Genomic DNA, 26,850 nt, shown 5'->3' with positions numbered 1-26,850 from the left:
CATCACCCGAAAGCATATAGTCTGTTGTTCTCACCTTTAAACACTCCTAATCTCACTCCCGCATCTATAAAGCCATGTGCATAGTTTATTGCTGCAAAGGCCGTTACGTAATCTCCTTTTTTGTAGTAATACTTCGCGTCCTCAAAGTAGCTTCTTGCCATCGTTAAAAAGTCTTTCGCGACTATGTAGAGGTGGCTTCTCTCATCTACTGCAATCTCAAGGTTTTCTAGTGCCTCTTCCGTTATACTGATATATTTCTCAATTTTTTCCTTTGAGATTATGTTTGTCACAGGCTTTGACATCGTCAAAATTCACAAAAATAATTGGGTATTAATAATTTTTGTTGGGGATATTATGATAAAGATAATAACGAGAGAGGAGGCATTTAAAAGGGCTGAGAAGATTAAAAGGGAAAATGAAATACTATATGGAGTTCCCTTTGAGATAGTACATAGGTACGTTGATATATCTGACTTAATACCAACCCAGAGAGAATTAGAAAGGAGAAAGCTGGAAATAGTCATAGAAAAGACGATCCATGGCTACGATGCTCCGGTTATTGTTTTAGAGTACAACGGAAAGTACTATTTACTGGATGGTCATCACAGGGCCTATGCCAGGAAAGCCCTCAAGTTGGGTTTTGTTGAAGCCATTATATTAAGACCATTAAAACCTATAAAGATTAACATAGAGGAGTCAGTAGAAAAACAGGGAATTAGGAAGTTAGATGATCTAAGGATTAGGGGTAATTGTATCCTATAAGTCCCTGCGGAGTCTCTTACCGAAAAGCTTATAAGCAATTCTCATTTCATCAGACATCGGGTTATGGGCCGGTAGCTTAGCCTGGTTAGAGCGGCGGACTCTTAATCCGCAGGTCGGGGGTTCAAATCCCCCCCGGCCCGCCAGCCTCCTTCTAAGGGGGTTGAAATGAAAATAAAACTACTCCCAGGTAAAGCAATAGTAATAGGGAAAGTTCTAGTTTTAGCGGATATTCACATAGGGTTTGAGGAAAGTGCTATTCAGGGGGGAATGTACATTCCAAAACTTCTTAGGGATGTTATAAGAGATGTTAAATCTATTGCAATGCACGAAAATGCCAAAACCCTTATTATAAATGGGGATCTTAAGCATTCCTTCACACCTCTGAAGAGAGAATTCTTTGAGGTTGGAACATTCTTAAGGGAAGTAAAGGAGGTAGTTGATGAGGTGATTTTAGTTAAAGGAAATCATGACACAGGGATTGAATGGATCAAAGATAGGTTTAATGTTGACATCATGGAAAGCATAGAAATTGGAAACTGGACTATAGTGCACGGACATAAGGAAATAGAGGGAAATAAATTCATAATCGGGCATGAACATCCTGCGATAAGGTTAAGGGACGAAGTCGGAGCAATTGTTAAGGTTCCAGTTTTTCTAAGGGGAGAAGATATAATAGTCCTCCCAGCGTTTAGCCCTTGGGCCTATGGGAATGACCTAACTCTGAACGGGCCGATTTCCCCGATCCTACGGGGGAAAGATATCTCTAATTTGGAGGTTTTAGTAACAACTGGAGATGAGTTATTGAACTTTGGGAGATTTAGTCAACTTATTGAAGCCATGAAAAGGTTATAGGGTAAACGCTTTAATATCTCAAGATAAGTTATCTCCAGGGTGCATTAAATGGGCGTCTATATCTTCACTCCTGAAGATCTACTAAGGTATGGAACCGTGACGAAGGAGCAGCTTGATATCTTAAGGAAAGCCATAATGGAGAAAAAGGATATAGTTATAGTTGGAGGTACAAGAACTGGAAAAACTAAGCTAATCGAGGCGTTAACATTCTTAATTCCCGAAAACTGGAGAATAGCCGTTATTACAGCTTATAATGAGTTTAAACCTTTTAAAGAGAACATAAGAGTCATAAATACAGAGTTCGATGAGAGATCTCTGGGACAACGAACTGAAGATGTAATAAGCGAGATATCGAGGATAGATCCTGACTATGTTATTATAGATACGCTACACACGGTGGATGTTGCCAAGATACTTAGGAGATTAATAGACAGGTATGGTTTCATAGTGACGTCACTTTCCTTATCTAGAAATGTCCTTGAGGAAATAAAGCACTGGCTTAGAATAGATGAAGATGTTTTGAGCAAATTTGAACTGATAATTGAACTTTATAGGGATATCAAAACAGGTCTAAGGAAGGTTAATGCAATATATGAGATAAAAGAAGGAAAACTTGAGAAAATCAGTTGATCCCCTTTTGCTTCTTTAATTCATTTATAACTTCTCTCAAGTTATCAAGCATCTCCTGGATGTCTTCAAACTTCATATATCCCATGTGCCCAATTCTAAAGGTCTTTTCTTTCACGCTACCGTATCCCTTTGCTAGCTCAAAGCCTCTCTTTCTCATGGCTTCATAAACCTCATCACCCTTTATCCCAGGAGGAGTGAGTACTGCGGTAATAGTTGGGCTTTCATGCCCCGGCTCCGCAAGTATATCGAGTCCTATCTCCCTGACTCCTTCTCTAACCATTTTAGCCCTCTTCTCGTACATTTCTAGCCACTTTTCCTTTCCTCCCATCTTCTCAATTATCCTCAGCGCAACGTTTATTCCAAATACCTGTGGCATCGGAGGTGTTGAAGGTGTTGATTCCTTCTCCTTTAGGTACTTTACATAGAGAGGAATGTCGAAGTACCATCCTCTCTCTGGCATTTTTTCAGCGATCTCAAGGAATCTCTCACTGAAAGCACCAATTGCCAATCCTGGTGGTACTCCAAAGGCCTTTTGAGAACTTGAGAATACAACGTCTAACCCCCACTTGTCGAACTTTATATCGGCCCCTCCCATTGCTGAAACTGCATCGACGAATACAAGCTTATCGTGCTCTTTTGCAACCTTTGCAAGCTCTGGTAATGGGTTCAGGACTCCAGTCGAAGTTTCATTGTAAGTTATCGTCACGGCCTCAACATCAGGATTCTTTCTCAATGCATCATCTAGGTCCTCGGGTTTAACAGCCTTTCCTGGTTCATACTCCAGTACAACAGCTTTCCTACCGTTGGATTCGACAACCTCTTTGTATCTCTTTCCAAATGCTCCTATTATGGTTACAAGAACCTTTCCTCCTTTACTAACTCCATTCCTTATGCTGGCTTCCATTATTCCGGTTCCTGAGCTTGGTACAAGCAGTACTTCCCCTTTCTCAACTTCAAGGAACTCCCTCAACCTCTCAACGGTGTCCATGTGAACTTTCCTGTATTCCTTAGATCTGTGGCTGAACATCTGAACTTTCATTATTTCTAAAACTTCTGGGAAACATGCAACTGGCCCCGCTGTAAAAAGCTTGTATTTTGGCTTTACCATCTCATAAACTTCTTTAAATGCCTCTTCGAACTCCATAATCTCCACCCACAATTATATACCTATGGAAGTATAAAAACAATAGGGTGGTGACAATCGAAGGGGTGATAAATAAGAGCATTGAGGTATTAAATAAGGAACTAGGGAAGTATAGAATTAAAGTTAAAAAATTCCTAGCTAAGGGTACCACAAGTTTCGTGTTTTTAGGCGAATTTGGGGGAAGTGACGTTATAATAAAGTACCAAAGGCCCGATTCTCCGAGAAGAAATTTGGAAAAAGAAGCAAAGATCTTGGAGATCCTCAAAGGTTCTGGTATAACAGGTGAATTGATACTATACGGAAAGATAGATGATAGGGAAGTGCTTGTTCGAGAGTATCTCAATGGCCTTCATTTAATGGAGGTGGAAAATATCGAGAGGCATCATTTATTTAGGATAGCTGAGAAGACGTACAAGCTTGACACCTTGGGAATTGACCATGGACAAATTCAGGGTGGAAAGCACATTCTCGTGGGGAAAGATGATATTTGGCTAATCGATTTTGAAAAGGCTAGCATGAACAGGAAGCCAAGGAACCTAACTTCAGCAATGTCTATGTTATTTCTCGGAAATAACATTGTCTCTAGAAGAATTTCTGAAAAATTTAACATTACTGAAAGTTTTAGGGAGGAGATGAGAAAGGCCCTTAAGTATTATAAGAGGAATGGAGATCCCAGGGAAGTGTTTGAGCTGATAGCTACCCTTTAATTGCAAAAATTATTGGCATGATTAAACCCAGTACTAAAAGTCCAATCCTTGGGTCTATCATGTAGTTGAGTATGACAACTATGAATGCAATTAACGCTATCATTAATATTGTATCCCTCTCAAAGATCTGTGATTTTGCTAATATATTTTCCTTTCTTCCCAAATAACCTAGAATTATTGGAATTCCAAGTGATGGAATTATCAAGAAGTCGTAGTTTTTAAAAATTAGGGTAAGGGTTATTCCTATTCCAAATACAATTACCGTTAAATATTCATCATAACCCATATTTTAAGCTCCAGTCAAGATGGTTAAAAGTATATGGGCAAAGTTTAAAAAATCCCCTCATAGAGTTTAGCCGGGGGAGAGAGAATGGCGAGGTTTCCAGAGGCTGAGGCTAGGATATTCAAAAAGTACATCTGCTTAAGGTGTGGTGCTACTAATCCCTGGGGAGCTGAGAAGTGCAGAAAGTGTGGCTACAAAAGGCTAAGGCCAAAGGCCAGAGAACCAAGAGGAGGAGGTCGCTGATTAGTTCGTTTTTGCTCTTTAGCTTTTAATTTAAAAATATTAAAATGGAATCAGAATATTAGCGGAGCCCTGTATTCCCCCCATATTTCTCTTAGCACATCCGTAACTTCTTGGAGTGTTGCTAAATGTCTGTGAGCTTCAATTATATAAGGCATTAAGTTTTCATCCTCCTTCTCCGCAGCATTCCTAAGCTTATCCAGGGCTTCCTGAACCTTCTTGTTATCCCTTTCACTCCTTAACTTCTTCAACCTCTCTATCTGCTTCTCCCTGATGCTAGGATCAACTTTTAGGATCTCAACCTCTATTGGCTCGTCGGTCACGAATGCATTCACTCCAACGATTATCCTCTTACCCTCTTCAATCTCCTTTTGATACTTATACGCTGCTTCTGCAATCTCCTTCTGTACGTAACCCCTCTCTATAGCCCTCATCATTCCTCCCATCTTCTGGATCTTCTCAATGTACTTGAGGGCTTCCTCGTAAATGTGATCTGTCAACCACTCGATATAATAGGCTCCACCGAGGGGATCTACGGTATCGACGACCCCACTTTCGTAAGCTATGATCTGTTGGGTTCTAAGGGCTATCCTCACGCTCTTCTCAGTAGGTAGGGATAATGCTTCATCGTAACTATTAGTGTGCAAGCTCTGCGTCCCACCTAGAACCGCGGCTAAGGCTTGAATTGCAACCCTAACGATGTTGTTCTCTGGTTGTTGAGCTGTTAGCGTTGAACCAGCTGTCTGAGTGTGGAACCTGAGCATCATTGACCTTGGATTCTTAGCGTTAAACCACTCCTTCATTATGTAAGCCCATAATCTTCTAGCAGCCCTGAACTTTGCTATCTCCTCCAAGAAGTTGTTATGCGCTGCAAAGAAGAAGCTCAACCTTGGAGCGAACTTGTCAACGTCCATTCCTCTCTCGATAACTGCTTTTACGTACTCTATACCATCTGCAAGCGTGAAAGCAACTTCCTGAACAGCGTTTGCTCCGGCTTCCCTAATGTGGTAACCGCTAATGCTTATTGGATTCCACTTTGGAACGTTTTCAGCACAGTACATGATTATATCAGTTGTGAGCCTCATACTCGGCTGTGGTGGGAATATATAAGTTCCCCTCGCAATGTATTCCTTTAAAATGTCATTTTGGACGGTACCCCTAAGCTTTTCCTGGGAAACTCCCTGCTCTTCGGCAACTAGGATGTACATTGCCAATAGGTTCGCCGCGGTGGAGTTAATCGTCATGGAAGTTGAAACCTTGTCAAGGGGTATTCCATCGAAGAGTATTCTCATATCCCAGAGTGAGTCTATTGCAACACCAACCTTTCCCACTTCACCCTCGGCTAGTGGATGATCTGAATCGTAACCGAGTTGAGTTGGTAAGTCAAAGGCTACGCTTAGCCCAGTCTGCCCCTGGCTTAGTAAGTACTTGTACCTCTTGTTTGACTCCTCTGCTGTAGCGTAGCCTGCGTACTGTCTCATAGTCCATATTCTGCCCCTGTACATCGTTGCGTAAACTCCCCTCGTGAAGGGATATTCTCCTGGGAATCCTAGCTTTTCCATGTAATTCCAGTCTTCGCCTAAGTCAGCTGGCGTGTATATCCTCTTAATCTCAAACCCGTCATCAGTCATGAATTTCTCCTTTCTCTCAGGGGCTTTTTCTAAGAACTTCTTTACCGTTGTCTCTTCCCAACGCTTTTCCTCCTCTTTAATCTTCTTTAAAACCTCCTTATCGAACGTCATCACATTTTCACCTGTTTATGTGTTGAATATTTGCCCTATAAAAACTTTACAAATTTAAAGAATTTGGACATTTTGTTCAAGAGAATTAGGGTGGCCGGCGGCGTCCCCGGCTTCCCGCCCCCTCTCGGAGGGCAGTACAACCGGGATCGCTGGGGGGCTTAACTTCCGGGTTCGAAATGAGACCGGGTGTAACCCCCCCGCTATGGCCGCCGTACCACTAACCACTCCCCACAAACACTTTAAAAACTTTTCGCTATTCCAACAATCCAATATCTCATATCATTGGGAGAAAGTTCCCTTTTCAAATTCCCATAAATTTTGACCTTTTCAAAGTATTTTTCTGCTAAAAGTCTTACTTCTCTGGGAGTGTAGATGTTAAGCTCATCATCAACAAGAAATGCCTTTACCTCCCCATTTGGTCTGAGTATTTGGACAAGTCTTTTGAATCGGAGCTTTTGAACTGCTGGCTCTACTTCTCGCCAGTCCATAATTACTAGCTTTTCTTCACCTTTTTGTTCGTTCCAAACTACTGGGCCATCTCTTCCTCCATAGAACCAACACGGAAAGTCCGTAATAAATACTCCCCCAGGCTTGAGAGCTTCAGCAACTTTACTGAAGAGTTTTCTGAGATCCTCTTCATCAAAGTACATAATGGTGGAAAAGAACATAGTGACTGCATCAAATTCATTCTTAAATGCAATCTCAAGGACATCACCTTGAAGGAATTCAATTTTTAGGTTCCTTTCTTTGGCCTTTCTCCTGGCAACTCTAAGCATCTCCTCATGCAAGTCTAAACCTACAACTTCGTAACCTCTTTCTGCAAGTTCAAGCGTTGGAATTCCCGTCCCACAGGCAAGATCAAGAACTCGCCTAACTTCTCTTTTCGCATCTTCCTTAAATATCTCCTCAACGAAGTCTATCTCAGCTTTAACCCTCTCAATTCTTCTTCTGTAGATCGTATCGTAATACTCAGCTAAGAGAGTGTAGAGTTCGTACATTGCTTTACCTCCTTAGAATTTCATCGGCAACTTTCTTCCTTGGCTTTCTAAAGTATAGAACAGTTGAAACTCCGATAACCCCGTGCTCACTGGGAGTTATAGCCTTGTATTCTTTAAAGAAAACACTTCCAAGGGAAAGTTGAGATGCTATGTCCCAGAGTCTGTGGGCTTGCTCTGTAATTTTCTCGAAGCCTGGTAATTTGTAGTATGTTCTCTTAAATACTCCTCTAATCGGGTCGTAACCATCGTGTATTGAAATTAGAGTGTATGTGTCTGTTTTAGTTTCTACTAGTATATCCTTGTATCCAGTTCTATAAAATATACTGTAGACCCTGTCAGATTCCTCCAAAAGAAACACTCCGTCCTCACTTAAAATTGAGGCAACGCCAGCAAATAGTTTCACTGCATCAAAGGCATCAAAATGGGGCATTGTTAAGCCCCAGAGAATAGCAACGTCGTGTTCATCAACAAGTTCTGCAACATTTCTAGCATCTCCAACTACCAATTTTGGCTTTAACTCTAGACCAGCTATTTTAACCCAATCTTTACTCTTCTTAAGATCGCTCTCTCGAGCATCGAGGAGTGTAAGTGTTTTAGCTTTTGTTACCTTGGCCATTGCAACACCAGCAATTCCTGTTCCAGCACATATATCGAGAATTTTTGCTTCTGTAGGAACTAATCCACTATCTCTGAACTTTTTAAAAACCTCTATAATTTGTTGAAATCTTTTTATTGCTCTTTCATCGCTCGGATCCATTCGCCAATAAAGATACTTATAGAGTTCTTCAAGATTCATGCTTTCACCTCTTGTCGAATCTGTAATATCTTTTTCCATGTTTATAAAAATAATGTCAAAGATAAATATATTTTTAGATTAGTTTTGTCATTGTGTTTGATTTTTATTGGATAATGTTTTTAAGTACTATTTGAAATTGTTAAATTTGGTGACTTAGAATGAGGAGAAGTATTATATTTTTTGTTATAAGTTTATTATTGGGAAGTCTAATTAATGCTAGTATTGTTCAAGCTGATACTCAAGATCCTTACAAGGAGTTTTGGGAAATACTTTGGAGGGAGGCAAAACTCATTGAGGAGGCAGAATCTGGAAATATTACAGCGATAAACGAGTTAATAGAGAATTCCAAGGCTGGAGCCGAGAATGCCATAATAATCTCAACCCAAACCTGGCAAACCCTTCAAGAATTAGAATCAGCGGGAGTCAAGTTGTACTACACTGAGGATGAGCTTAAGGAAATGATTGAGGAGATAAAGGCTAAAGGCCTCCCACAAGAGACAGTTCAAGCCTTAAAAAACGAAGGCTGGAGTGATTAAGAAATCGAGAAATTCAAGCAGTACTTGATTGAGCATACTGATGAAATTCAGGGAGACTTTAACATGAGCAAGTTCCTAACAGACTTCTCAAACGCATTCATAAGAGTAGCATTTAAATACAACAGTTACGAAGCGAGGGCATTAGAGTTAAAGTACTGGTCAAATGTCACTTTTCTATTCCCTAGTAGTTATATCTGGTTTAACAATAGTATTCTTCCTACTATCGAAAAAGAGTGGGTAACATTCTACCGTGCATATCGCTCTCAGGATATAGATGGCGAACTTTCTGCTATTAAACAGTTAAAAGAGAAAGAAATCAAAATCATAGAGTCAAACACGTTACTAGCTGACAGGGATGCAGAAGGAAACAGGGGATATGTTATGATCGAAAACATATCATTCGATACACTTACCTGCGTATATCGTTGGGATGCTTTGAGGGCTTATAACCTAACATTACAAGTTGAGTCAATATTGAAAGCCCAAAAGCTAGGAAACTCTAACCCAGACCTAAATTACCTCCTGAATCACAAGGTGGTAGAACTGGCAAGAGCATTAATGGCTGGATATTACTGTAGCAAGAAATACATAGAACGAGAACCAATAGGCCCACGTCCAAAACCGCCAATATTCGCTCTTCCAAAATCATCAGGAGGCATGAACTTACCATTAAAGGATCAAATAACCCAGGAGGCTTTAACAGTTGGAGAGAGTGAGGGGATTCTTGTAATTAAGGCAGTCCGCGTAAATCCAGTTGAAGTCACGAGTGAGTACGCCACTTATCAAGTTGAGGTAGAGGTAGAGGCTCAAAATAATGCAGTTTACGACATTAACGTTGAGTTTGATGGGACTTCGCTCGAGGATACTGAAAAGGTTGACATGCTGGATAAAGATGAAGTCAAGGTGATTAAGAGTACCGTTAGTGAGAAGGTTTACGGGAGTGACAGCGTTACCGTTACTGGAACAGTAAAAATCACTTACAAGTCTTATAGGGGAGACGCTCCAATGGCCATTCAAGCAACTTCAAGCATGACTACAAAGACTACTGAGAGAACTTATGAAAAGACAATAAGCTTGAAAGATCCAGTTGATCCTAGCAAGGTTAGCATTTCACTTTCCATTGATGGGGATCCTGTGGAGGGTAATGCCTTAACCTTCAAGGCTCGCGTGAGGAATGATAATGATGTGGGGATTAGTGGGTCTTGTACGCTCAGCCTTGAAGTCCCAACTTCAGGCGCGAGTAGGAGTGTCTACCAGAAGTCTGAAAGCTTTAACGCTGGGAGTAAGGGTACCGCCTTAATCAACTTTGGCTCGATTACATACTCTCGCCCTGGAACTTACAGTTACGTGCTAACTTGTAAGTTTGGACAGCATTCTAAGAGTGTAGATGGCGAGTTCACTGTAAGGAAAAAGTCCAGTGGCTCGCTAGGCATTACTACTGTAACGATAACTCCAAACTTGCCTAGGGTTGGGGAGATTGTTACATTCAAGGTTGGGGTTAGGAATTCCTACTCTAGTGGGAGGAGCGTTAGCGTAAAGTTGTTCATTGATGGTGTTGAAGTTGACTCCACTAGTGCTTACATTCCCTCGGACTCTACTAAAACCCTAACCCTCCAGTGGAGTGCTGAGAGTGGAGAGCACTCTTATGAGATTAAGCTCTACAATCAGGGAGTAAAAGTTGAAGAAAAGAAAGGAGAATTGAACGTTTCTTGGGTAGAGTATGGGCTTTCTGCTTGGCTTGAGGTTGTTCCAAATCCTGTTGAGGCGGGTAATAATGTGAGCGTTATCATTACTGTGAAGAATTCGGAGAATTACAAGCAGACGTGGCCGATTGAGCTGGTTGATGATACTGGGAACGTTTGGTGGCCTCATGAGGATTATTACGGTGTTAATTATTCAATCTCGAATGGATATTTGACAATCTACGCCAACAAGACTGCAAGAATAACTGCAACCATAGGACCCTTAACTCAAAACACGATCTTAATACTAAGAATAGGTGGGCGCCAAATGGCAAGTGAGGATGTTAAAGTCTTGGGAAGGGTTAATTGGCTAGAGTTGTCGAGAGTGTCTTGTAATGATTTGGTTTTGAAGGTTGGTGGAACTCTTGACTACAAGGGTACGGCAACGTGTGTAGTTGAGCTTAGAAATCCAACTCGGAGTGGGGTTGCCATCGAGTTAGACGAATCGAGAGTCCTCTCAATAGACTTCCCAATGGATCATTCTAATGGGGTGATAACTCGGGATACTACTACAACGATCAAAGCTGGGGAGACTGGGAATGTTTATATTACCTTTGAAGCTTGGACTTCGGACTTCATGGCATTTGCACGTTACTGGCTCCATGGTTATTATCACCTGCCAGTAACAATCGAATTTGAATTGAAAATGTCAAGGGGTAATAATTTCGAATACTCAAAATACGAGAAGTACAAAATCTCAACTCAAATCCAAGTAAAAACAAGCGACACAATCTACCTTACAATTCCAGCAGACATCGGATCATTCATCATTGGTGGTAAGGCGTTAAAAGGAATACTAACCGCTGCAAAAGTGGGGAAGTATGGGGAAGCAATTTTAAAGGCAACTGAGTCATTCTTTTTGCCCGCTTTAAGGAGTATTTTAGGAAGAGTGGGGGGAGGATAGAATGAGTGGATTAATGGAGCTCTCACTTTTTCTTTATTCCACTCTATTTGTGGGGGTTATAATTGGAGTGAGTAGGAGGTCTTTCCACTGGACTCTTGTTCTGCTAGTGTTCTCAGCGACTTTCACAGCCGGTTTCAGCGTGTTCTACAACATGTGGCACTCAGTATTCGGAGCAATCTTCTGGTGGATTCTTCCTTCCCTCCTTGTTACAGCCCTATTTGCCCAAGAATATGAAAAGCCAGTAACGGAACCTAAACATGATGAAGGAATTGAGGATATTCTCTTCGCTTTATTGCTATCGTTTTTCCTCGTTTTCCTCTTTAAGTCATATAGCTTCGGATGGTTCCTCTCGCTGATGATGGGTTACGTGCCATGCTCCCTTCTCTTATGGCTAGTCTTCCTCTGGGGGAAGAGAAAGGCCTTCTACCTACTTAAGATTCCGTGGGTAGTTCTCTCTTTCGGTAGTTTAATTGAAGAATTTGGACTTCAGAAAGAATTGTTGCCGTTCCTTGTAGTGTATATTTTGATTTTTATCCTCTGGCTTAAGTTTGATCTTGCAAGATTGTGGAGGCCGCCGAGAATAACGTAAAGGCCAGTTAGTTGGGGTGAATTCAATGAAGGGTATAATTCCAGCAATCCTTGGAGGGAATTCTACTCCCCATTGGCCTATCACTCAGGATTCACACGAACCTAAGCTTTACCCTTGCATTGACAGTCAGGAGGTCAAGGTAGAGGGCAGTACGAGTTGTTGTTCTCTACTTGTACGGTTAGTTTTGAACTAAAAAGTCTAGATACTATTATCCTGAATCTTAAGGAGGTTGGGTTTGGGGGTAGATTGGTTGGGAGTAAATAGATCGAGTGGAGTGGGTGGTTGAAAGATGGGTTGGGATTTGTTTCTATTATTTTTTGGAGTGTGCTTGGGTTACTGGCTTTTATAGCTTCGCCAAAGCGAAGTTTTCCCTCTCTAAGTGCAATAGTATTAGTGTTCTATCTTGCTGTAAAAACTGAATCTACTGAGGCGTTGTGGCCAATAGGAGTCTCGTTCCTCTTATGGCTCCTTACAGCACTAATAAGCATTAGGAAACATTATTTTGGGATTACTAGGTAGGCGAATTATACTCCTTTCCTTACATGATACTTTCAGGCCTCTTACTACTCTTAAAGCCTGAAATAGGATTCCTAGCCCTCTTGGGATGCCTTCTCCTGGCAGGACTCTTCAAGAGGACATGTAACACTACTAATAAACTATGTACGCTAGCCTTATACATACCCTCACTACTCCTCGTAATACTGTATAAAACACCACTAGCGTTAGTATATGCAATCCCAACCCTATGGCTCCACATGGAAATTAAAGAGCTTGAAGAAATTAAATACAGGAGGAAAGAGTACAATGCAGGTTAGAGGAGTACTTCGAATTGCCATGACTTTGGCTGGTCTTGTTTCCCTTATTTTATTGTTCATTACGGGGGATAATTATTCTTTGAATGCATACCCTATACTTCATCTTAATTTTTATTATTCTGTCGTATTCACTCTTATGAGTGCGTGGTTTAATAAAGAGATTGAAAAAGAGAAGTTCAAGTTCGAGGCAAAACTATTCTTCCCAATATGGCTCGCAATGGCCGCAGTAATTACGGCATTTGAATTCCTTGGGAGTATTATCGCACTTTTGTGGTTTTTGTGGATGGTTTTACCCTTGTTCTATATGGATAGGGTGTTGAGGTTTATTAGTGATTTAGCTTATGATTTTAAGCTGAAGGAAGATATTAAGAGACCCGTGCTCTTAATGATTATCCTCCCCCTCACCCTCGTCCTCTACTATCGCACAATTTACGGGCTTCAAGCTCTAGCACTGCTGGGACTCTACATCCTAGACTTCACCCTAGAATTCAAACACCAAGGTGAGGAAAATGAATTATAGCGGGCCTTATAATATTCTAACTGTCTATCTTCCTATTATTCTCATTTTTAACCTAGTCTTCAAACACGAACTCCTACCCAGGGGTGATCGTGGTGGGGTGGGGTTTTAGTGTTTCTCCTTCTGTACTTCTTTTGTTGTTTTTCGCGTGGTTGCCTTTGGCGGTTTTAATGGCGCTGCCTGTTCAAGAGGTGGGCGCGCCCATTATCTTGGGGTCAATCCCCTTAATCCTCCTCTGGTATGGGTGGAGGAGGCATTTATCAAGCTTGGCATTCTTAACGTCATTCTACCCACTCTCGTTACTCTTGTATTTAGTAAGGGATAGTATTCCCCCTTCAGTTATTGGCTTTATAATTTCCTCAATGTTCCTAATACCCGCTTACTTTGACAACTTTGAGAAGAACCTTTGGAGGCTATACACTTTATTATTCACCCTAACCTTTTCACTTACCAACTTTGACTTAAAAGTTGGAGTATTCATCCTAGCTCTAGGAGTAGTGTTAATCATTAAAGTTGAGAGTCCAAAAAACACTGGCTCCTGGGCTTATTTGGAATATACACCCTCTCATCAATAAACCTACTCACATCACCCCCGATTTTAGTGGCCTATCTCTTCCTCGGAAGCCTATACTACATCATAGCACACCACTATACAACAAAAGAAGAGGTAAATAACAAACTAAGGTGACTAAAATGTTGAATTTATTTTTATATCGCTAAAGTGTCAAAGTATAGGGGATTTTTACAAAGGAAAAAAGACCTCGAAAAGAGCCTTCGGGAGCTGAGATTGGAATGGGAGGGATTTCTGATAAACACCAACATCCTCATATACTACCTCGCCGATGCCATTCCGGAGGATGAGATACCCAGGATAGAGAAAATCCTAAAGGAGGACTTCAACATCTCCATAATCACCAAGATAGAGTTCCTTGGAAGGAAGGGCCACACTTCGGAGGGTTTTGAGAAGTCAAGAGAGTTCATAAGCTTTGCTCGTGTAATTCCTCTCACGGATGACATTGCCGAACTCGCAATCGAGCTTAGGAGAAGGAAAAGCATAAAGCTCCCGATGCTGTAATAGCGGCCACGGCCCTGAGATACGGCTATACTCTCGTGACGAGAAGCGTTAGAGATTTTAAAGGTATCGAGGGGCTTAGAATCTACAACCCGTTTGAAAAGGTTGATGGAAAGAATTAGTCCTCTTTTGCTTTCTTCATGCCGATTTCAACGCCCTTGGCGATTGCTTCCTGGAGAAGAAGATGCTTATAACGATCGTTCAGCTTTTTCCAGAGGTACAGCTTATGTACAAATCTCGCCCAGGCACCGAGGTAGAACAAAAGAATAATGACAGTTCCAGTAGTATCATCTGGTGGATTCTCAAGAGCCTTAAAACTGCCCAGGAGAAAATAGGGCAATGTCACGAACGATGTCAGGAGGATTCCCTTCAGCAAATAATCTTTCTCGGATTGGATCTCTTCTGTTGTTTTGTAGTACTCAATGTCAAATTCAGGTCTGAATAGACCCAATAAAACATCCTAGAATCCCACAAGGACCTCAATGAAGACGTACAGGGCAAAGATACCTCCGAGAGGTCTGGAACCTGCCATTCTCCTTCCCTTCTATCTCCAGGTATTTATAGATTCCCCTTCTACCGGAGGGCATAATACTGGGAGAGAAGGGTTAAATATCGAGTGTGCCATAAATTAGGTCGGGAGTTACATTATGGATGTTCCAGAAGAAGTCGAAAAACATATCAAAATCACAGAGGAAGAACTTTCTTCGGCGTATCTCCTGCTGGAAAACGGAAAGCTCAGAGATTCCATAAGCAGGGCATACTACTCAATGTTCCATGCTGCCAAAGCTCTGCTTCTCTTGAAAGGTATTGACCCAAGGAAGCACTCTGGAGTTATTAGAATGTTTGGCCTTCACTTCGTTAATAGTGGCTTTATAGAAAGAGTTTATGCAAAGTACCTTACGCATTCTCGCTCAGATCAAAGGCTGACTATGATGTCTATTACGAACCAAGTTATGAGGAAGCTGAAAACGTTGTTGAAAGTGCTGAGCGCTTCCTGGAGAGAATTAAAAGTGTTCTGGAGGAGGTTAAAAATGGACAAAAAGGCCCAGGCCCTTAACGAGTTTTTAAAGCTTTAAAAGGAACGCTTTGGAAGCTCGATAGAGGGGCTCTTTTTGTTCGGTTCCTATGCCAGGGATGACTACGATAAGGAGAGCGACATTGATGTTCTGATAGTTGGGGAGGTTGATTTTGAGGGAGTAATTGAGCTGGTAACAGAGGTCCTTCTTAGGTACGTAGAGCTAATAAGCCCCGTGCTCATCAAGCCAGAGGAATTCAAAAAGAGGAACGACAGCTTCATAAGAATTATAAAACCGAAGGAATACACCTTGAAATCTAATTGAAATCTAACCAGACCCCTCAATATTCAGGCACGGCCCCTTCTTCATCCTCCTGAGCTGGCGGAAGTAGGCATCCTTCTTAAGCCACTCCTCTATAAGCTCGTTGAGCTTCATGGTCAGAGAGTTTGGAGCTGTTGTCGCGTAGATAACTCCCTTAAAGCCGAGGGGCTTCACCTTTCTCAGCGATTCCTTGACTTCCTCGTTACTTAAATCGTACATCAGGAAGAACTTCCTCTCGTGCCAGTTTCCGCTCCCCTCGAAAGAGCTTGCCTTGTCAATTATTTCACTTAGAATCAGTCCCTGCAGTAGCTCGGTATCTCATAAACTGGAACCCATCAAAGGCATCCCTTATCAAAAGGCCTCTTAGTGGTCTAATAAAGGAGGGTTTGACAATTACTCCCATAAGGGTATCCACTCTTAGTGATCCGTTTCGAGGGAAAGGAAATATCACGCTCAAATTTTTAAACTCGCGCTTAGAGAGAAAGTTCCAGTGGTTATTAATATGAAACTAACCTCAGCAGAAAAAGCATCTAAAGATAGTAAGAAGCTTAGCTGAAGTGGGGTTAGTAGTATTTGATAGATGAAGCTCCACTACTTCATCCTCCGTTAGAATATATTTCTATTGCTCGTGAATTTTCTCTCAAAGCGAAGAGAGATAGTTGGCTTTTCTACTTGTAAAGAAGAACTCTTCGAATTTACTATGGTATTTGTATCTTGAGGTGGAGAAGGGGAAAGCGAAAAAGAGATGATCTTTGGGAGAGGTATAAGAGAGAGGCTCTATGTGGAGAAAGCTTGGCTCCCTATCCCAGCTGGTTTAGAGAGGGATTTATCGCCTACAATAAAACTTGATAACGTTTTAAAAAGCCCCATATCGGGGAGAGAATTGGATCCAAGTATTACATATAAAAATGAAAGGAAAAGGAGAAAAATAACTCAGGCTATTACTCCTTTTTCAAGCTCTCCCTCAGTCTTTGCAACTATGGCAGTTCCTGTCAGGTCTCCAGTGACGTTGACCATCGTTCTTCCCATGTCTAAGATTGCGTCTATTCCAAGGATCATAGCATAAGCCGCGGCAACGTTTGGATCGGTTAATGGAAGTCCAACGCTTTCAAGAACCATTGCAAGCATAATTGCACCTGCTCCTGGGACTCCAGCAGTTCCTATTGAAGCTAGAACAGCAGTAAGGACTATTGTTAGCTGTTGTCCTACCGTTAAATGACTACCTAGGGCATTCGCTATGAAGAAGGTACATACACCCTGGTATAGTGCAGTTCCATCCATGTTTATCGTTGCTCCTAATGGTAGGGTAAAGGAATAAATACCCTCGGATATTCCCATCTCTTTTGCAACGCGCATTGTAACTGGTAATGTACCACTTGAGCTCCTTGTAACGAACGCTGTTAGCATTGCATCCTTTGCTTTTTTGATGAAGCTTATCGGATCGATGCCATATATCTTTAGGAGTACGAAGTACACAAGGAGTATCTGTAGCGTCAGCCCTACGTAGACTGCAGCGGTAACCTTTGCTAACTCTCCAACGACCTTAACCCCCTGCTCTGCCATTACGTAAGCTATAAGGGCAAATACACCTATCGGAGCGTACTGCATGACTCCATTGACTATCTTGTACATCGCTTCAGCTAATCCATTTATTGCATCAAGCAGGGTTTCAGCGCTCTTCCTCACCTTCTCGTTCTCGCTGTTCATTAGGTAGGTTATTGCTATTCCAAGGATTATTGCAAAGAATATCGTGGGTAGTACTTGTCCATTGGCTAGTGCACCAAAGGGATTAGTTGGAACTATATCGAGTAAGATTTTGACTAGTGGAGGTGCTTGCTTTGGCTGGAATTGCTGACCGCCAACTGCGAGGTGTATTCCAGCTCCTGGGTTGAACAGCCTAGCCATTATTATTCCAAGGGTAACTGCGAAGGCGGATGTTAGAAGGTAATATACGACTATCTTTACACCCACCCTTCCGAGTCTTGCTGGGCTTATGCTTGCTGCACCGACCACAAGCGATGCAAAGACTATTGGCATTACTAGCATTTTCAATAGTCTAACAAAGAGGTCACCAAAGGGTTTTACATATGTCTTTACGGCATCTGCGTAACCGTAGTGACCTAATATTAAACCAACAATTGCACCCAAGATAAGGCCAATCAAGATCTTCTGAAGAACAGGGTACTCAATGTATTTTCTATACAACCCCATCTATTGAACACCTCCATTTGAAGTTTGTCAAATGATAAATAGGTAAATTAGGAGTTAAATTATTTTCGCCTTATTTTTGCATATTGCCAAAGATTTAATTTTTGCCATTTTATGAGCTGACTCTTTCCCCTTGTGAATGGTGAGGGTTAACTTGATAAGCCCTTGCCGTCTTCTCATTTAAACTCTGAGAAGACCTTCCCTCCAGCTATCCCTACTTTCCGTTCAAGATCATTATTTTCGCCTTCCTGCTCTCAGGCTATATTATAGCTGAAGTTTTCAAAAGGAGATTTATAAGGTTATAAGGTACAAGATTAGTTGGGATGATGAAGTTCGCTAGAACTGAGAGGTGATGACGCCCAGGGTATCTGACTTTTCCAATTACGAAAAATTTATAAGATTCGGTATAGGGAAATATCCTCGGGACGGAGCGGGGGTTGCCGAGCCTGGTCAAAGGCGCGGGATTGAGGGTCCCGTCCCGTAGGGGTTCCGGGGTTCAAATCCCCGCCCCCGCACCATGCTACTCCTTAATAATCCTGATTCTCTTCGCGGCTCCTGGGCTCAATCCTAAAAGCTTGGAGTCTATTATTACGGCATCTTTACCAAGCTCTGAGAGGATTTCCACCCTTAAATTTGAGACTTCAGTGAAGGGTCCCTCCTCTCCGGTTTCTACTTTAACGATGCTTGAGAAGAAGTTGTAGGCTTCTTTGCCAAAAAGTATAACATCTGGCCGATAACCGTCCATTTTCAGCTCGTTAATTTTCTCTTCAATGTCGCTCAATATTCTTATAAGATCCCCTCTCGTGCTCATAGGGATAAAATAATAGAGAAGGGATAAAAACTTTACTGAAGCTTAACCACATGGACAGAGCACGAGATGCACGGATCGTACGCCCTGACAACCATTTCTGCTAGTAACTTCAACTTTTCTGGATCGTCTTTGTAGTGCTCTTCGGCCATCATTCTCACGTGCCTTTCCATCATTGCTAAGTTGAATGCGGTTGGCGTTATTATGTCTGCATAGCTTACCCTTCCATTTTCAACTTTCAGGGCGTAAACTAGTATCCCCCTGGGAGCTTCGGTAGTTGAGACTCCAAAGCCATCCCTCACCTTAACTTCATCTCTCGGCTTGATTGGCCACTTAGCTAAGACCTCATCAATTAGATCAATGGCCCTTTCCATAAAGTATACTATCTCAAGGGCTTGAGCTAAGTTATTTGCAAATGGATTTGTGGGCCTTAGCAAGTCTTTGTTATTTTCGTAGAGCTCCTTTGCCTTTCCATAAAGGAGTTTATGGTTGTTCACGAGCCTTGAGATTGCACCTACCATGAAGGGTCTTCCCTTGTAATGACTGTGCTTTGCAAAGCTGTGCTCAACGACGAATTCCTTTATATAATTCTTGTACTCCTCACTTGGGAACTCTTCCCCATCGGAAGCTTTTATACGATCTCCATATATTCCGTAAGCATCTTTCCTGGGTTTAACGGCTAAGTGCGTTATCTCTCCCTCAACTTCTTTGTATTGCTCAAGCTTGGAGAATAATTCAAAGGTGTATTCGGCCAAAGGTAATGCGCTTTTGAGCTCATCCTTAATCTTTTCCAGGGTCTCTTTGGAGGGCAGTTTTCCGAAGCCTCCAAGAATGGCATTTTCTTGATGGATCGCCCTAGCCCCGAGGACATCCATTATCCAGCTTCCAAGGTTTTTGAGTTTAATTGCAGTTTCAAGCTCTTTCTTGTATTCGTCTACCATCTTGAGTGGACTTGAATACCCAAGGTAGTCTGGAAGCACGAGGAGGTAAAGGTGGAGGGCGTGACTCTCTATAATATCCCCAATGTAAAGGATCTCCCTTAAAGCCTGAATCTCCTCCCTAGGGGTAAAACCTATAGCTTTTTCAGCGGCTTCCAGGGCCGTTAACTTATGTGCAGCAGAACAGAATGAGCATATCCTGGGGTAAATTGCAAGGGCTTCCTCGAGCTTCTTGCCAAGCGTTATTGCCTCGAAGAACCTTGGTCCCTCTATTATGTTTAGCTTTACTTCCTTGACTCCATCCTCTCCAACGAGTATCTCAACTCCTGCCTTTCCCTCGATCCTCGCTATGTGATCGACAGTGATAGGAATGTAAATTTCCTTCATTCTTTCACCCCCTGGAATATCTTCTCTACCATCTTCTCGATTCTATCATCATGTCCGTTGAAAATCTTCATTCTTTCGATTATCTCCTCTTTTGTTAGCCCCTTCTCCTTGAATACCCTAGCTAGAGAATCGAACCAGGCAACATCGTACCCTATAGCTCCCCTGCAACCAATGCAAGCAATTCCAAATCCTGGGCATCTTGCATTGCATCCTGCTCTCGTTACTGGGCCTAGGCAAGGCTCACCTTTCTCAAGAAGAACGCATGGATATCCGTTAAGCCTGCACTCAAGGCAGACTGGATAATCTATATCCTCTGGCCATGAACCGATTAGAAACGTTCCTAATGCATATAAGAAGTCCCTTTTCTCGGGTGGACAACCGTAGATGTTATAATCAACCTTTATATACTTAGAAACTGGTTCGGCTTTCTTTGGCTTGAACTTGACCTTTGCATCTCCATAAACTGTCCTCCAGAGCTCCTCAAGCGACTTGTCCGTCCAGCTTTGAACCCCTCCTTGAACGGCACAGGCTCCAACTGCAACAACGATCTTTGAATTCTCCCTTATTTTCTTGACGAGTTCAACTTCTTCCTCAGTTGAAACGCTACCCTCTATAAAGGCTATGTCAACGGGTTCATCATCTATGCTATCCCGATCAACCATGTACCAGCAGACTAGCTCGATATGCGGGAGTAGTAATAAAAGCTCATCCATCATAGCTAGTTGTAACTGACACCCATAGCAGGAAGTTAGGGCGTAAAATCCAATTCTAATTTTCTTCTTTCCCATTTCCCCCACCTCAATCCAGAAGCCCAGGCGTTGATACTATGTCAAAGTACGTGAACACGGGTCCATCTTTGCAGATGTACTTCAAACTCGTGCTCGTTCCAACAACGCAGTGACCGCACTTTCCTATTCCACACTTCATCTTTCTTTCAAGGGTCACGTAGATGTTCTCTGGCCTGTAACCGTAATTTATCAGGGCTTCAAATACTGATTTATACATCCTGGGAGGCCCACAGATTGCGACTGCAGTATTCTTGGGATTGGTGTTGGCTTCAACTATGAATTGCTGAGGCCTTCCATGCAACCCAGGCCAGTTTGGATCCCTTGTAACGCTCTGAATTATCTTAACGTTCTCGGCTTCAGCTAGATCTTTTATTGCCTCAAGCTCTTTGTAGAAGAGGAGATCCTTTCCATAACGGGCCGTGTTTATGAAGGTTATGTTCCCGTACTTCCATCTGTTATCCATGGCGTAGAGGAACACACTTCTTAGCGGAGCTGCTCCAAGGCCCGCTGCTATTAAGAGTAAATCCATTCCCTCCCATTCGTCAACGGGGAAGCCATTGCCATAGGGTCCTCTTACAAGGACGATGTCGCCTGGTTTAAGTCTGTGGACTACCGTAGTTACCCTTCCAGCTCTCCTAATGCAGAGCTCGAAGAATCCTCTTCTCATCGGAGATGAGCATATACTTATTGGAACTTCACCAACCCCAGGGATCGTTAGCTGAACGAATTGGCCTGGTTTAAATGTCCAAGTTTCGGCAAGCTTAGGATCCTCAAATCTAAATAGGAAGAGCTTCTCCTTCTCAGTTAGATCGTAGACCTTGAGGACCTTAACCCTGTGGAGAGCATAAGGGTTATCGTTTGGCATCATAACATCCTTAGGTAGGTTCACTCCTCATCACCCCCTACTCCAGGAGAATATGCAAATCCCTTCTTGGGGATCTCTTCACTAACATTTGGAGGGCATCTTTGTTCCTCAAATCCGAGTATTACCCTCAGGTTTCTTACAAAACTTATTCCAGCTGGGCAGAATGCTGTACATCTTCCGCAACCGACACAGTAGCTTAATCCAAGCTTTTCATTGTAAGCGTTCTTACAGAGATAACGATTCCTGAAGCGATCCTTCTTTGTTGGTCTAAAGTTATGACCACCTGCTACGAGTCCATGACTCCTAAACTGGCAAGAATCCCATCTCCTTTCTCTATATCCAGTAATTCCGTCAAGGTTGACTATATCCTGGACTTCATAACATCTGCATGTCGGACAAGTTAGAGTGCATATTCCACATGCTAGGCATTTATTGGCTTCTTCTTCCCACATTGGGTGCTCCATTTCAAGCTCTAGGAGATATCTAAGGTTGTCCCAATCCTCGTGGTATTTAAAGGCCTCCTGCCTTTTCTTTTCAAACTCTCTAAAAGCACAAATATCCTCGTCTGTAACCTCCTCAAAGAGCTTTATGTTCTTGTCGACTATCCTATGTCCCGTTGGAGAACCAACCCTAACGAGCCACCCATCTGGTAGCTCGTGAAGGAAAAGGTCAAAGCCATCGTCTGCAAAATCCGTCTTCCTAAGGTTGCAGAAGCAGTATTCATCGGGCATGCAGCTTATCCCTATGATTATTCCTTTCTCCCTGCGGATCTTGTAGTATTTATCCGGTAATTCGTCAAGATAAATCGTGTCCAGTATCTTTAGACCGTAGATGTCGCAGGCATGGACACCGAAGAGAACGAAGGGTTCAACGTCTTCGATTACTTCCTTGTATTCAGGTTTTGATAAGTCGAATTCGAACATCTTTTCCCTTGGCTTAAAAAAGAACTTCTTGGGCGGCATTATCGTCCTTGTGTAGTGAAACTCAACTTTCCTAACGTCATCGATTTCCCTAAAGTCATAAAACTTCTCAGATATCTTTACGGGAGCGTAAAGCTTACCCCACTCCTTCAACCTCTCCAGGAATTCGTAAGTATTTTCCTTTGGTAATTTTACGTACCTCAACAATATCACCTCCATTAATGAACAGGATTAACCATGATGCTCATCCCTGATCCTCGATAACGAGTTAAAGTCCAGGATAAAAAAGCGTTTTTAAACCCGAAAATTGAAAACCAAAGGTTGAGAACTCTTTTTTTCAAAGACCAAGCTTTGATGATTATATATGATAAATATATTTAAGCCCCGCACCTTGACCTTTTATTTGGTGAAAAGTATGGATGTACTGGAGCTCCTTTCCGAATTGGTCTCCTTTAACACCGTCAATGACCCTAATAAAGGGATTAAGCCTTCTAAAGAGTGCCCAAGGTTTATTAAAGACCAGCTGGACTCCTGGGATATAGAGTCTGAGATCATAGAGAGAAGCGGCTACTATGCAGTTTATGGGGAAATAGGAGATGGTACTCCTAGGCTTCTCTTTATGGCCCACTTCGATGTTGTTCCAGTGAATCTTGAGGAATGGGAAACCGATCCTTTCGAGCTAACGATTAAGGAAAACAAAGCGTACGGAAGGGGTAGTGCTGACGACAAGGGTAACGTGGCTGCGGTCATGCTTGCGTTAAAGGAGCTTTCCAAAGAAGAAAAGCTAAATGGTAGGGTAATTTTTGCATTTACTGGAGATGAGGAAATAGGAGGAGCAATGGCAATGCACATAGCTGAAAAGCTTTCAAAGGAGGGTAAAGTACCCAAGTACATGATTAATGCTGATGGAATAGGAATGAAACCCATTATACGCAGAAGAAAGGGATTCGGGGTGGAGATTAAAGTTTATCCAAGAAAAGTGAAGGTAAAGGGGAGGGTAAGGGAAATAGAGTTCGAACCTAAAACTCCAGTTGTCGAGACAAGACATGCAGCTTACTTCCTCCCGGGAGTTGATACTCATCCGATGGTAGCACTTTCTCACTTCCTGAGGAATTCAAATGCAGTAGCAATATCCCTGGATGGGGCTTTCATTAAGGGTAACGTTATTCCAGGAAAAGTTAAGCTGAAATACGTCGAACCTGGGGAAGGAGAGGAAGTTGAAGGAGATCTAAGTTTGACTGCTTTGTTAAAAGCCATCGTTCCAATTGTTAGGGCCCCGATTAAAGCAGAGAAGTATAGTGACTACGGAGTTTCGATAACTCCAAATGTTTACTCCTTTGATGGAAGTCACGTGCTAAAGGTTGACGTTAGGGCTATGAGTTACTCAAAGGATGATATTGAAAAAACGCTGAGGGAAGTTCTTAACTTTAATCTCCCTGAAGCAGAGTTAATCATCAAGGAGAACGAGAAGGCTGGTTATCTATTTACGAGCCCCGATGACGAGCTTGTTAGAGTTACTCTTAGGATCTTAAAAGAGCTAGGGGAAGACGTTGAACCTATAGAAGGTCCGGGAGCCTCGGATTCAAGATACTTTACTCCCCTTGGAGTCAAAGCTATAGACATAGGACCCAGGGGAGGGAACATTCATGGGCCTAATGAGTACGTTGAAGTAGATTCTCTCAGGAAGATGCCCGAAATTTATAGGAGAATCGCGCTATCTCTATTGTTGTGAGCAGTAATACAACAAAGAAAAGCCCAGGAAAGCATTCTATAGGGATTAAACCTTAAGTTCTCCTCTGCATTTTTGATAATAATTTCAAAGGTAAACGCCCTATCTTCACATATATTGGTCATACTGTTAAATAAAAATCCTTTTAAGAGGGCTTTACAAACATCAACCCAGACCGGGGGGAGCATCATGGGGATGATCGAGAAGGTTGAAGAGCTTCATGAGAGAAAGAAAAAGATCCTCCAAATGGGAGGCGAGGAAGCTATAAAGAAGCAACATGAAAAGGGTAAACTCACGGCCAGAGAAAGGCTTGAACTTCTTCTTGATCCGGGAAGCTTTGTTGAAATTGGAATGTTCGTTAAGCACAGGGCTACTGAATTTGGTATGGATAAGAGGGAGCTCCCAGCAGATGGTGTGATAACTGGATACGGAACCATAAATGGAAGACTGGTCTTCGTTTATGCCCAGGACTTTACAGTGATGGGGGGTTCACTAGGAGAAATGCATGCCATGAAGATAAAGAGAATAATGGAGCTCGCCCTAGAGGCGGGAGCCCCAGTAATAGGATTAAACGATTCTGGAGGTGCAAGGATTCAAGAGGGTGTTGACTCTCTAAAGGGTTATGGGGAGATATTTAAGATGAATACGATTCTTAGTGGAGTGGTACCCCAAATAACAGCAATAATGGGTCCTTGTGCGGGAGGAGCAGTCTATAGCCCTGCAATTGGAGACTTCATACTTATGGTTGACAATCCTTCGACCTTCATGTTCATCACAGGGCCCCAGGTTGTCAAGGCCGTTACGGGTGTGGAGGTAACACCAGTTCAGCTCGGTGGTGCAATGGTTCATGCACAAAGGAGTGGGCAAGCTCACCTAATAGGAAAGAGTGACGAGGAGGTTATAATGCTAATAAAGAAGCTCTTAAGCTACCTACCCTCAAATAACATGGAGAAACCTCCAAGGGTGAAACCTAAGGATGAGCCATTCAGGAGAACTCCCGAGCTTTACGATATAGTACCCGATGACCCCAACAAGGGTTATGACGTTAGACAGGTGATATACACAATCGTCGATAGAGATGAGAATGGAAATCCTGACTTTCTAGAGTTACAACCTTACTTTGCTCCAAATGCTGTAATTGGATTTGGAAGAATAAACGGCCAACCCGTTGGAATAGTTGCCAACAACCCAATTCACCTAGCCGGAGTCCTGGACATAGATAGCTCTGATAAGATAGCTAGATTTGTGAGGTTCTGTGATGCGTTTAACATTCCAATAGTGACATTTGTCGACGTTCCAGGTTATTTACCTGGAGTTGACCAGGAGAGCAGGGGAATAATAAGGCATGGAGCTAAGGTTCTTTATGCTTATGCAGAAGCGACCGTCCCAATGGTAACCATTATATTAAGGAAAGCCTATGGAGGAGCTTACTTGGCCATGGGGAGCAAGCACTTAGGGGCAGACTTCGTCTTTGCATGGCCTACGGCTGAAATAGCGGTAATGGGACCAGAAGGGGCAGCAAATATAATATTTAGAAAGGAGATTGCGAAGGCTGAGAACCCGGAGGAGTTCAGGAGGCAGAAGATACAGGAGTACAGGGAGAAGTTTGCAAATCCATATGTAGCTGCAGCTAGAGGGTACATTGACGATGTCATTGACCCAGCTGAAACGAGGGCAAAGATCGTCATGGCCCTTGAGGCTTTAGAGAATAAGAGGGTTAAACTACCACCAAAGAAGCACGGAAACATTCCACTGTGAGGTGAGAACATGGGAGCTCTCCTCGAGGGCCTTTACATTACAATTTTAGGCGTAACCATAGTGTTTATTGTACTTTCAATCCTCGCTGCAGTTATGTATGGGATTGGGGAGTTTGAGAGGAGAACAGTAGGTAAAGAAAAGAAGCCAGAAGAGGTAAAGGAAGTTGAAAAAACCGAAGACTACGAAAAGGTAGCCGTAATAACAGCAGCAATTTTAACGTACTTGAGCAAGAGAACTCCCAAAGAAGTTCCAATTAAAGTTAAACCCTCCCATAATTGGTGGCTTTCAAGCTTGACGAGGGAGATTGAAGAAATTGAGAATTTCAATTATAGGTGATGAGGATGAAAGTGAAAGTTGTAGTTAACGGGAAGGAATATGAGGTTGAGGTTGAGGAGGTAATGCCCGGAAAGTTTAGGGTCACTCTTGAAGGAGAAACATATGAGGTTGAAACCAGTGCGGGCTTTGTAACCTCGCCTAAGCAGGTTCAAGTCCCCACTCCAGCTCCAACTCCAGCTCCTGCGCCCACCCCCACTCCTGCACCTGCGCCATCCTCTAAAACTGTGGTTTCAGAGAACGTTGTTTCTGCTCCTATGCCTGGTAAGGTTTTGAGGGTTCTTGTTCGGGTTGGGGATAGGGTTAGGGTTGGTCAGGGTTTGCTTGTTCTTGAAGCCATGAAGATGGAGAATGAGATTCCATCACCAAGGGATGGTGTTGTCAAGAGAATACTAGTCAAGGAAGGAGAAGCAGTCGACACAGGACAACCACTAATAGAATTGGGGTGAG

At 42.5% G+C, this 26,850-nt stretch carries 32 protein-coding genes, 2 tRNA genes, 1 rRNA gene and 1 other RNA gene; 21 read left to right on the top strand and 15 right to left on the bottom strand.

Translation table 11 applies throughout. From position 1 onward, the window contains the following. Nucleotides 1-2: 2 nt before the first annotated feature. Nucleotides 3-302: a DUF357 domain-containing protein gene (locus PH_RS06205; protein WP_048053362.1), complete on the bottom strand. Its 300-nt coding sequence runs from the start codon at nt 300-302 to the stop codon at nt 3-5. A gap of 52 nt (nt 303-354) precedes the next feature. Here PH_RS06205 and PH_RS06200 point away from each other — a divergent pair, with 52 nt between their 5' ends. From PH_RS06200 to PH_RS06185, 4 genes are all read left to right on the top strand, one after another. Further along, nucleotides 355-762, top strand: a complete 408-nt coding sequence (locus tag PH_RS06200) for a ParB/RepB/Spo0J family partition protein (RefSeq protein WP_048053361.1) — start codon at nt 355-357, stop codon at nt 760-762. 65 nt (nt 763-827) lie between these two features. Further along, a tRNA-Lys gene (locus PH_RS06195) sits at nt 828-905 on the top strand. 22 nt (nt 906-927) lie between these two features. After that, nucleotides 928-1,614, top strand: coding sequence for a metallophosphoesterase (locus PH_RS06190; protein ID WP_010885400.1), 687 nt, complete (start codon nt 928-930; stop codon nt 1,612-1,614). Nucleotides 1,615-1,662: 48 nt separating this feature from the next. After that, nucleotides 1,663-2,244 carry an ATPase, T2SS/T4P/T4SS family gene (locus tag PH_RS06185; protein ID WP_010885399.1) on the top strand — a complete coding sequence of 194 codons (582 nt, stop codon included), beginning with the start codon at nt 1,663-1,665 and terminating at the stop codon, nt 2,242-2,244. On the opposite strand, the gene PH_RS06180 is transcribed toward PH_RS06185, so the two are convergent. Further along, the gene (locus PH_RS06180; RefSeq protein ID WP_048053360.1) at nt 2,237-3,388 is read right to left on the bottom strand and encodes an alanine--glyoxylate aminotransferase family protein; all 1,152 of its coding nucleotides are present in this window, start codon (nt 3,386-3,388) and stop codon (nt 2,237-2,239) included. The two genes, PH_RS06185 and PH_RS06180, sit on opposite strands and share 8 nt — an antisense overlap. A gap of 47 nt (nt 3,389-3,435) precedes the next feature. On the opposite strand from PH_RS06180, the gene PH_RS06175 reads away from it, so the two are divergent. Beyond that, nucleotides 3,436-4,095, top strand: a complete 660-nt coding sequence (locus tag PH_RS06175) for a serine/threonine protein kinase (protein WP_010885397.1) — start codon at nt 3,436-3,438, stop codon at nt 4,093-4,095. Here PH_RS06175 and PH_RS06170 read toward each other — a convergent pair. Then, on the bottom strand, nt 4,085-4,381 hold the full coding sequence (locus PH_RS06170; protein ID WP_010885396.1) for a hypothetical protein: 297 nt from the start codon (nt 4,379-4,381) through the stop codon (nt 4,085-4,087). The two genes, PH_RS06175 and PH_RS06170, sit on opposite strands and share 11 nt — an antisense overlap. 84 nt (nt 4,382-4,465) lie before the next feature. Between PH_RS06170 and PH_RS06165 the strand changes: the two genes are divergently transcribed. Next, the gene (locus PH_RS06165) at nt 4,466-4,621 is read left to right on the top strand and encodes a 50S ribosomal protein L40e (RefSeq protein ID WP_010867964.1); all 156 of its coding nucleotides are present in this window, start codon (nt 4,466-4,468) and stop codon (nt 4,619-4,621) included. A gap of 50 nt (nt 4,622-4,671) precedes the next feature. On the opposite strand, the gene PH_RS06160 is transcribed toward PH_RS06165, so the two are convergent. The 4 genes from PH_RS06160 to PH_RS06145 all read right to left on the bottom strand — a co-directional run bounded on the left by PH_RS06160 (nt 4,672) and on the right by PH_RS06145 (nt 8,154). Then, on the bottom strand, nt 4,672-6,360 hold the full coding sequence (locus tag PH_RS06160) for an acyl-CoA mutase large subunit family protein (protein ID WP_048053359.1): 1,689 nt from the start codon (nt 6,358-6,360) through the stop codon (nt 4,672-4,674). A gap of 92 nt (nt 6,361-6,452) precedes the next feature. Beyond that, a 5S ribosomal RNA gene (rrf, locus tag PH_RS06155) occupies nt 6,453-6,574 on the bottom strand. Between the two features lie 25 nt (nt 6,575-6,599). Next, the gene (locus tag PH_RS06150; protein WP_010885394.1) at nt 6,600-7,358 is read right to left on the bottom strand and encodes a class I SAM-dependent methyltransferase; all 759 of its coding nucleotides are present in this window, start codon (nt 7,356-7,358) and stop codon (nt 6,600-6,602) included. A 4-nt stretch (nt 7,359-7,362) separates the two neighbouring features. Further along, the gene (locus tag PH_RS06145; protein WP_048053358.1) at nt 7,363-8,154 is read right to left on the bottom strand and encodes a class I SAM-dependent methyltransferase; all 792 of its coding nucleotides are present in this window, start codon (nt 8,152-8,154) and stop codon (nt 7,363-7,365) included. Nucleotides 8,155-8,312: 158 nt separating this feature from the next. Here PH_RS06145 and PH_RS10020 point away from each other — a divergent pair, with 158 nt between their 5' ends. The 7 genes from PH_RS10020 to PH_RS06110 all read left to right on the top strand — a co-directional run bounded on the left by PH_RS10020 (nt 8,313) and on the right by PH_RS06110 (nt 14,332). Further along, entirely contained in the window at nt 8,313-8,690 is a 378-nt protein-coding gene (locus tag PH_RS10020; protein ID WP_010885392.1) for a hypothetical protein, read from the top strand. Between the two features lie 63 nt (nt 8,691-8,753). Then, nucleotides 8,754-11,336 carry a hypothetical protein gene (locus PH_RS06140; protein ID WP_010885391.1) on the top strand — a complete coding sequence of 861 codons (2,583 nt, stop codon included), beginning with the start codon at nt 8,754-8,756 and terminating at the stop codon, nt 11,334-11,336. A 1-nt stretch (nt 11,337) separates the two neighbouring features. After that, complete coding sequence (locus PH_RS06135; RefSeq protein WP_010885390.1) at nt 11,338-11,925, top strand: hypothetical protein; 588 nt, start codon at nt 11,338-11,340, stop codon at nt 11,923-11,925. A gap of 542 nt (nt 11,926-12,467) precedes the next feature. After that, nucleotides 12,468-12,740 carry a hypothetical protein gene (locus PH_RS06125; protein ID WP_010885389.1) on the top strand — a complete coding sequence of 91 codons (273 nt, stop codon included), beginning with the start codon at nt 12,468-12,470 and terminating at the stop codon, nt 12,738-12,740. Continuing rightward, nucleotides 12,730-13,260 (top strand): hypothetical protein, encoded by a 531-nt coding sequence (locus tag PH_RS06120; protein ID WP_048053356.1) that lies wholly within the window; start codon nt 12,730-12,732, stop codon nt 13,258-13,260. The genes PH_RS06125 and PH_RS06120 overlap by 11 nt, the downstream gene beginning before the upstream one ends. A gap of 92 nt (nt 13,261-13,352) precedes the next feature. Continuing rightward, nucleotides 13,353-13,832: a hypothetical protein gene (locus PH_RS06115; RefSeq protein WP_143522662.1), complete on the top strand. Its 480-nt coding sequence runs from the start codon at nt 13,353-13,355 to the stop codon at nt 13,830-13,832. A 146-nt stretch (nt 13,833-13,978) separates the two neighbouring features. Then, nucleotides 13,979-14,332, top strand: coding sequence for a type II toxin-antitoxin system VapC family toxin (locus PH_RS06110; RefSeq protein WP_010885386.1), 354 nt, complete (start codon nt 13,979-13,981; stop codon nt 14,330-14,332). A gap of 115 nt (nt 14,333-14,447) precedes the next feature. Here the strand turns inward: PH_RS06110 and PH_RS06105 are convergent, their stop codons facing one another. Further along, on the bottom strand, nt 14,448-14,780 hold the full coding sequence (locus PH_RS06105; protein WP_010885385.1) for a hypothetical protein: 333 nt from the start codon (nt 14,778-14,780) through the stop codon (nt 14,448-14,450). Nucleotides 14,781-14,976: 196 nt separating this feature from the next. On the opposite strand from PH_RS06105, the gene PH_RS06100 reads away from it, so the two are divergent. After that, a complete protein-coding gene (locus tag PH_RS06100; protein ID WP_010885384.1) occupies nt 14,977-15,405 on the top strand; it encodes a HEPN domain-containing protein in 429 nt (142 codons plus the stop codon). Nucleotides 15,406-15,441: 36 nt separating this feature from the next. Continuing rightward, nucleotides 15,442-15,669: a nucleotidyltransferase domain-containing protein gene (locus PH_RS06095; RefSeq protein ID WP_010885383.1), complete on the top strand. Its 228-nt coding sequence runs from the start codon at nt 15,442-15,444 to the stop codon at nt 15,667-15,669. 3 nt (nt 15,670-15,672) lie between these two features. Here the strand turns inward: PH_RS06095 and PH_RS10015 are convergent, their stop codons facing one another. Together PH_RS10015 and PH_RS06085 are read right to left on the bottom strand one after the other, a co-directional pair. Continuing rightward, on the bottom strand, nt 15,673-15,885 hold the full coding sequence (locus PH_RS10015) for a DUF3783 domain-containing protein (protein ID WP_010885382.1): 213 nt from the start codon (nt 15,883-15,885) through the stop codon (nt 15,673-15,675). 714 nt (nt 15,886-16,599) lie between these two features. Then, a complete protein-coding gene (locus PH_RS06085; RefSeq protein ID WP_010885380.1) occupies nt 16,600-17,877 on the bottom strand; it encodes a dicarboxylate/amino acid:cation symporter in 1,278 nt (425 codons plus the stop codon). A gap of 316 nt (nt 17,878-18,193) precedes the next feature. Here PH_RS06085 and PH_RS09585 point away from each other — a divergent pair. Together PH_RS09585 and PH_RS06080 are read left to right on the top strand one after the other, a co-directional pair. Further along, nucleotides 18,194-18,249, top strand: an RNA gene (locus tag PH_RS09585) — C/D box small nucleolar RNA. Nucleotides 18,250-18,304: 55 nt separating this feature from the next. Beyond that, nucleotides 18,305-18,392: transfer RNA gene (locus PH_RS06080), tRNA-Leu, on the top strand. A 2-nt stretch (nt 18,393-18,394) separates the two neighbouring features. Here PH_RS06080 and PH_RS06075 read toward each other — a convergent pair. The 5 genes from PH_RS06075 to hydB are packed head-to-tail and all read right to left on the bottom strand — an operon-like array spanning nt 18,395 to nt 22,784. Next, nucleotides 18,395-18,685 (bottom strand): family 4A encapsulin nanocompartment shell protein, encoded by a 291-nt coding sequence (locus PH_RS06075; RefSeq protein WP_010885379.1) that lies wholly within the window; start codon nt 18,683-18,685, stop codon nt 18,395-18,397. Nucleotides 18,686-18,717: 32 nt separating this feature from the next. Beyond that, nucleotides 18,718-20,007, bottom strand: a complete 1,290-nt coding sequence (gene hydA / locus PH_RS06070; protein WP_010885378.1) for an NADPH-dependent hydrogenase/sulfhydrogenase 1 subunit alpha — start codon at nt 20,005-20,007, stop codon at nt 18,718-18,720. After that, on the bottom strand, nt 20,004-20,795 hold the full coding sequence (gene hydD, locus PH_RS06065; RefSeq protein ID WP_048053354.1) for an NADPH-dependent hydrogenase/sulfhydrogenase 1 subunit delta: 792 nt from the start codon (nt 20,793-20,795) through the stop codon (nt 20,004-20,006). The genes hydA and hydD overlap by 4 nt, the downstream gene beginning before the upstream one ends. Nucleotides 20,796-20,805: 10 nt before the next feature. Beyond that, nucleotides 20,806-21,684, bottom strand: a complete 879-nt coding sequence (hydG, locus tag PH_RS06060; RefSeq protein WP_010885376.1) for an NADPH-dependent hydrogenase/sulfhydrogenase 1 subunit gamma — start codon at nt 21,682-21,684, stop codon at nt 20,806-20,808. Next, nucleotides 21,681-22,784, bottom strand: a complete 1,104-nt coding sequence (hydB, locus tag PH_RS06055) for an NADPH-dependent hydrogenase/sulfhydrogenase 1 subunit beta (protein WP_048053353.1) — start codon at nt 22,782-22,784, stop codon at nt 21,681-21,683. The genes hydG and hydB overlap by 4 nt, the downstream gene beginning before the upstream one ends. 211 nt (nt 22,785-22,995) lie before the next feature. Between hydB and PH_RS06050 the strand changes: the two genes are divergently transcribed. The 4 genes from PH_RS06050 to PH_RS06035 all read left to right on the top strand — a co-directional run bounded on the left by PH_RS06050 (nt 22,996) and on the right by PH_RS06035 (nt 26,849). After that, nucleotides 22,996-24,312: a M20/M25/M40 family metallo-hydrolase gene (locus PH_RS06050; RefSeq protein ID WP_048053352.1), complete on the top strand. Its 1,317-nt coding sequence runs from the start codon at nt 22,996-22,998 to the stop codon at nt 24,310-24,312. A 186-nt stretch (nt 24,313-24,498) separates the two neighbouring features. Continuing rightward, nucleotides 24,499-26,067: a methylmalonyl-CoA decarboxylase subunit alpha gene (gene mmdA, locus PH_RS06045; RefSeq protein WP_010885373.1), complete on the top strand. Its 1,569-nt coding sequence runs from the start codon at nt 24,499-24,501 to the stop codon at nt 26,065-26,067. A gap of 9 nt (nt 26,068-26,076) precedes the next feature. Continuing rightward, entirely contained in the window at nt 26,077-26,403 is a 327-nt protein-coding gene (locus tag PH_RS06040; RefSeq protein ID WP_010885372.1) for an OadG family protein, read from the top strand. A 5-nt stretch (nt 26,404-26,408) separates the two neighbouring features. Beyond that, nucleotides 26,409-26,849: a biotin/lipoyl-containing protein gene (locus PH_RS06035; protein ID WP_048053351.1), complete on the top strand. Its 441-nt coding sequence runs from the start codon at nt 26,409-26,411 to the stop codon at nt 26,847-26,849. Nucleotide 26,850 lies beyond the last annotated feature (1 nt).

This window comes from Pyrococcus horikoshii OT3, from assembly GCF_000011105.1.
Classification (GTDB): domain Archaea; phylum Methanobacteriota_B; class Thermococci; order Thermococcales; family Thermococcaceae; genus Pyrococcus; species Pyrococcus horikoshii.
Note: the sequence above shows the minus strand (reverse complement) of the source record. Positions and strands in the feature narration are given on the sequence as shown.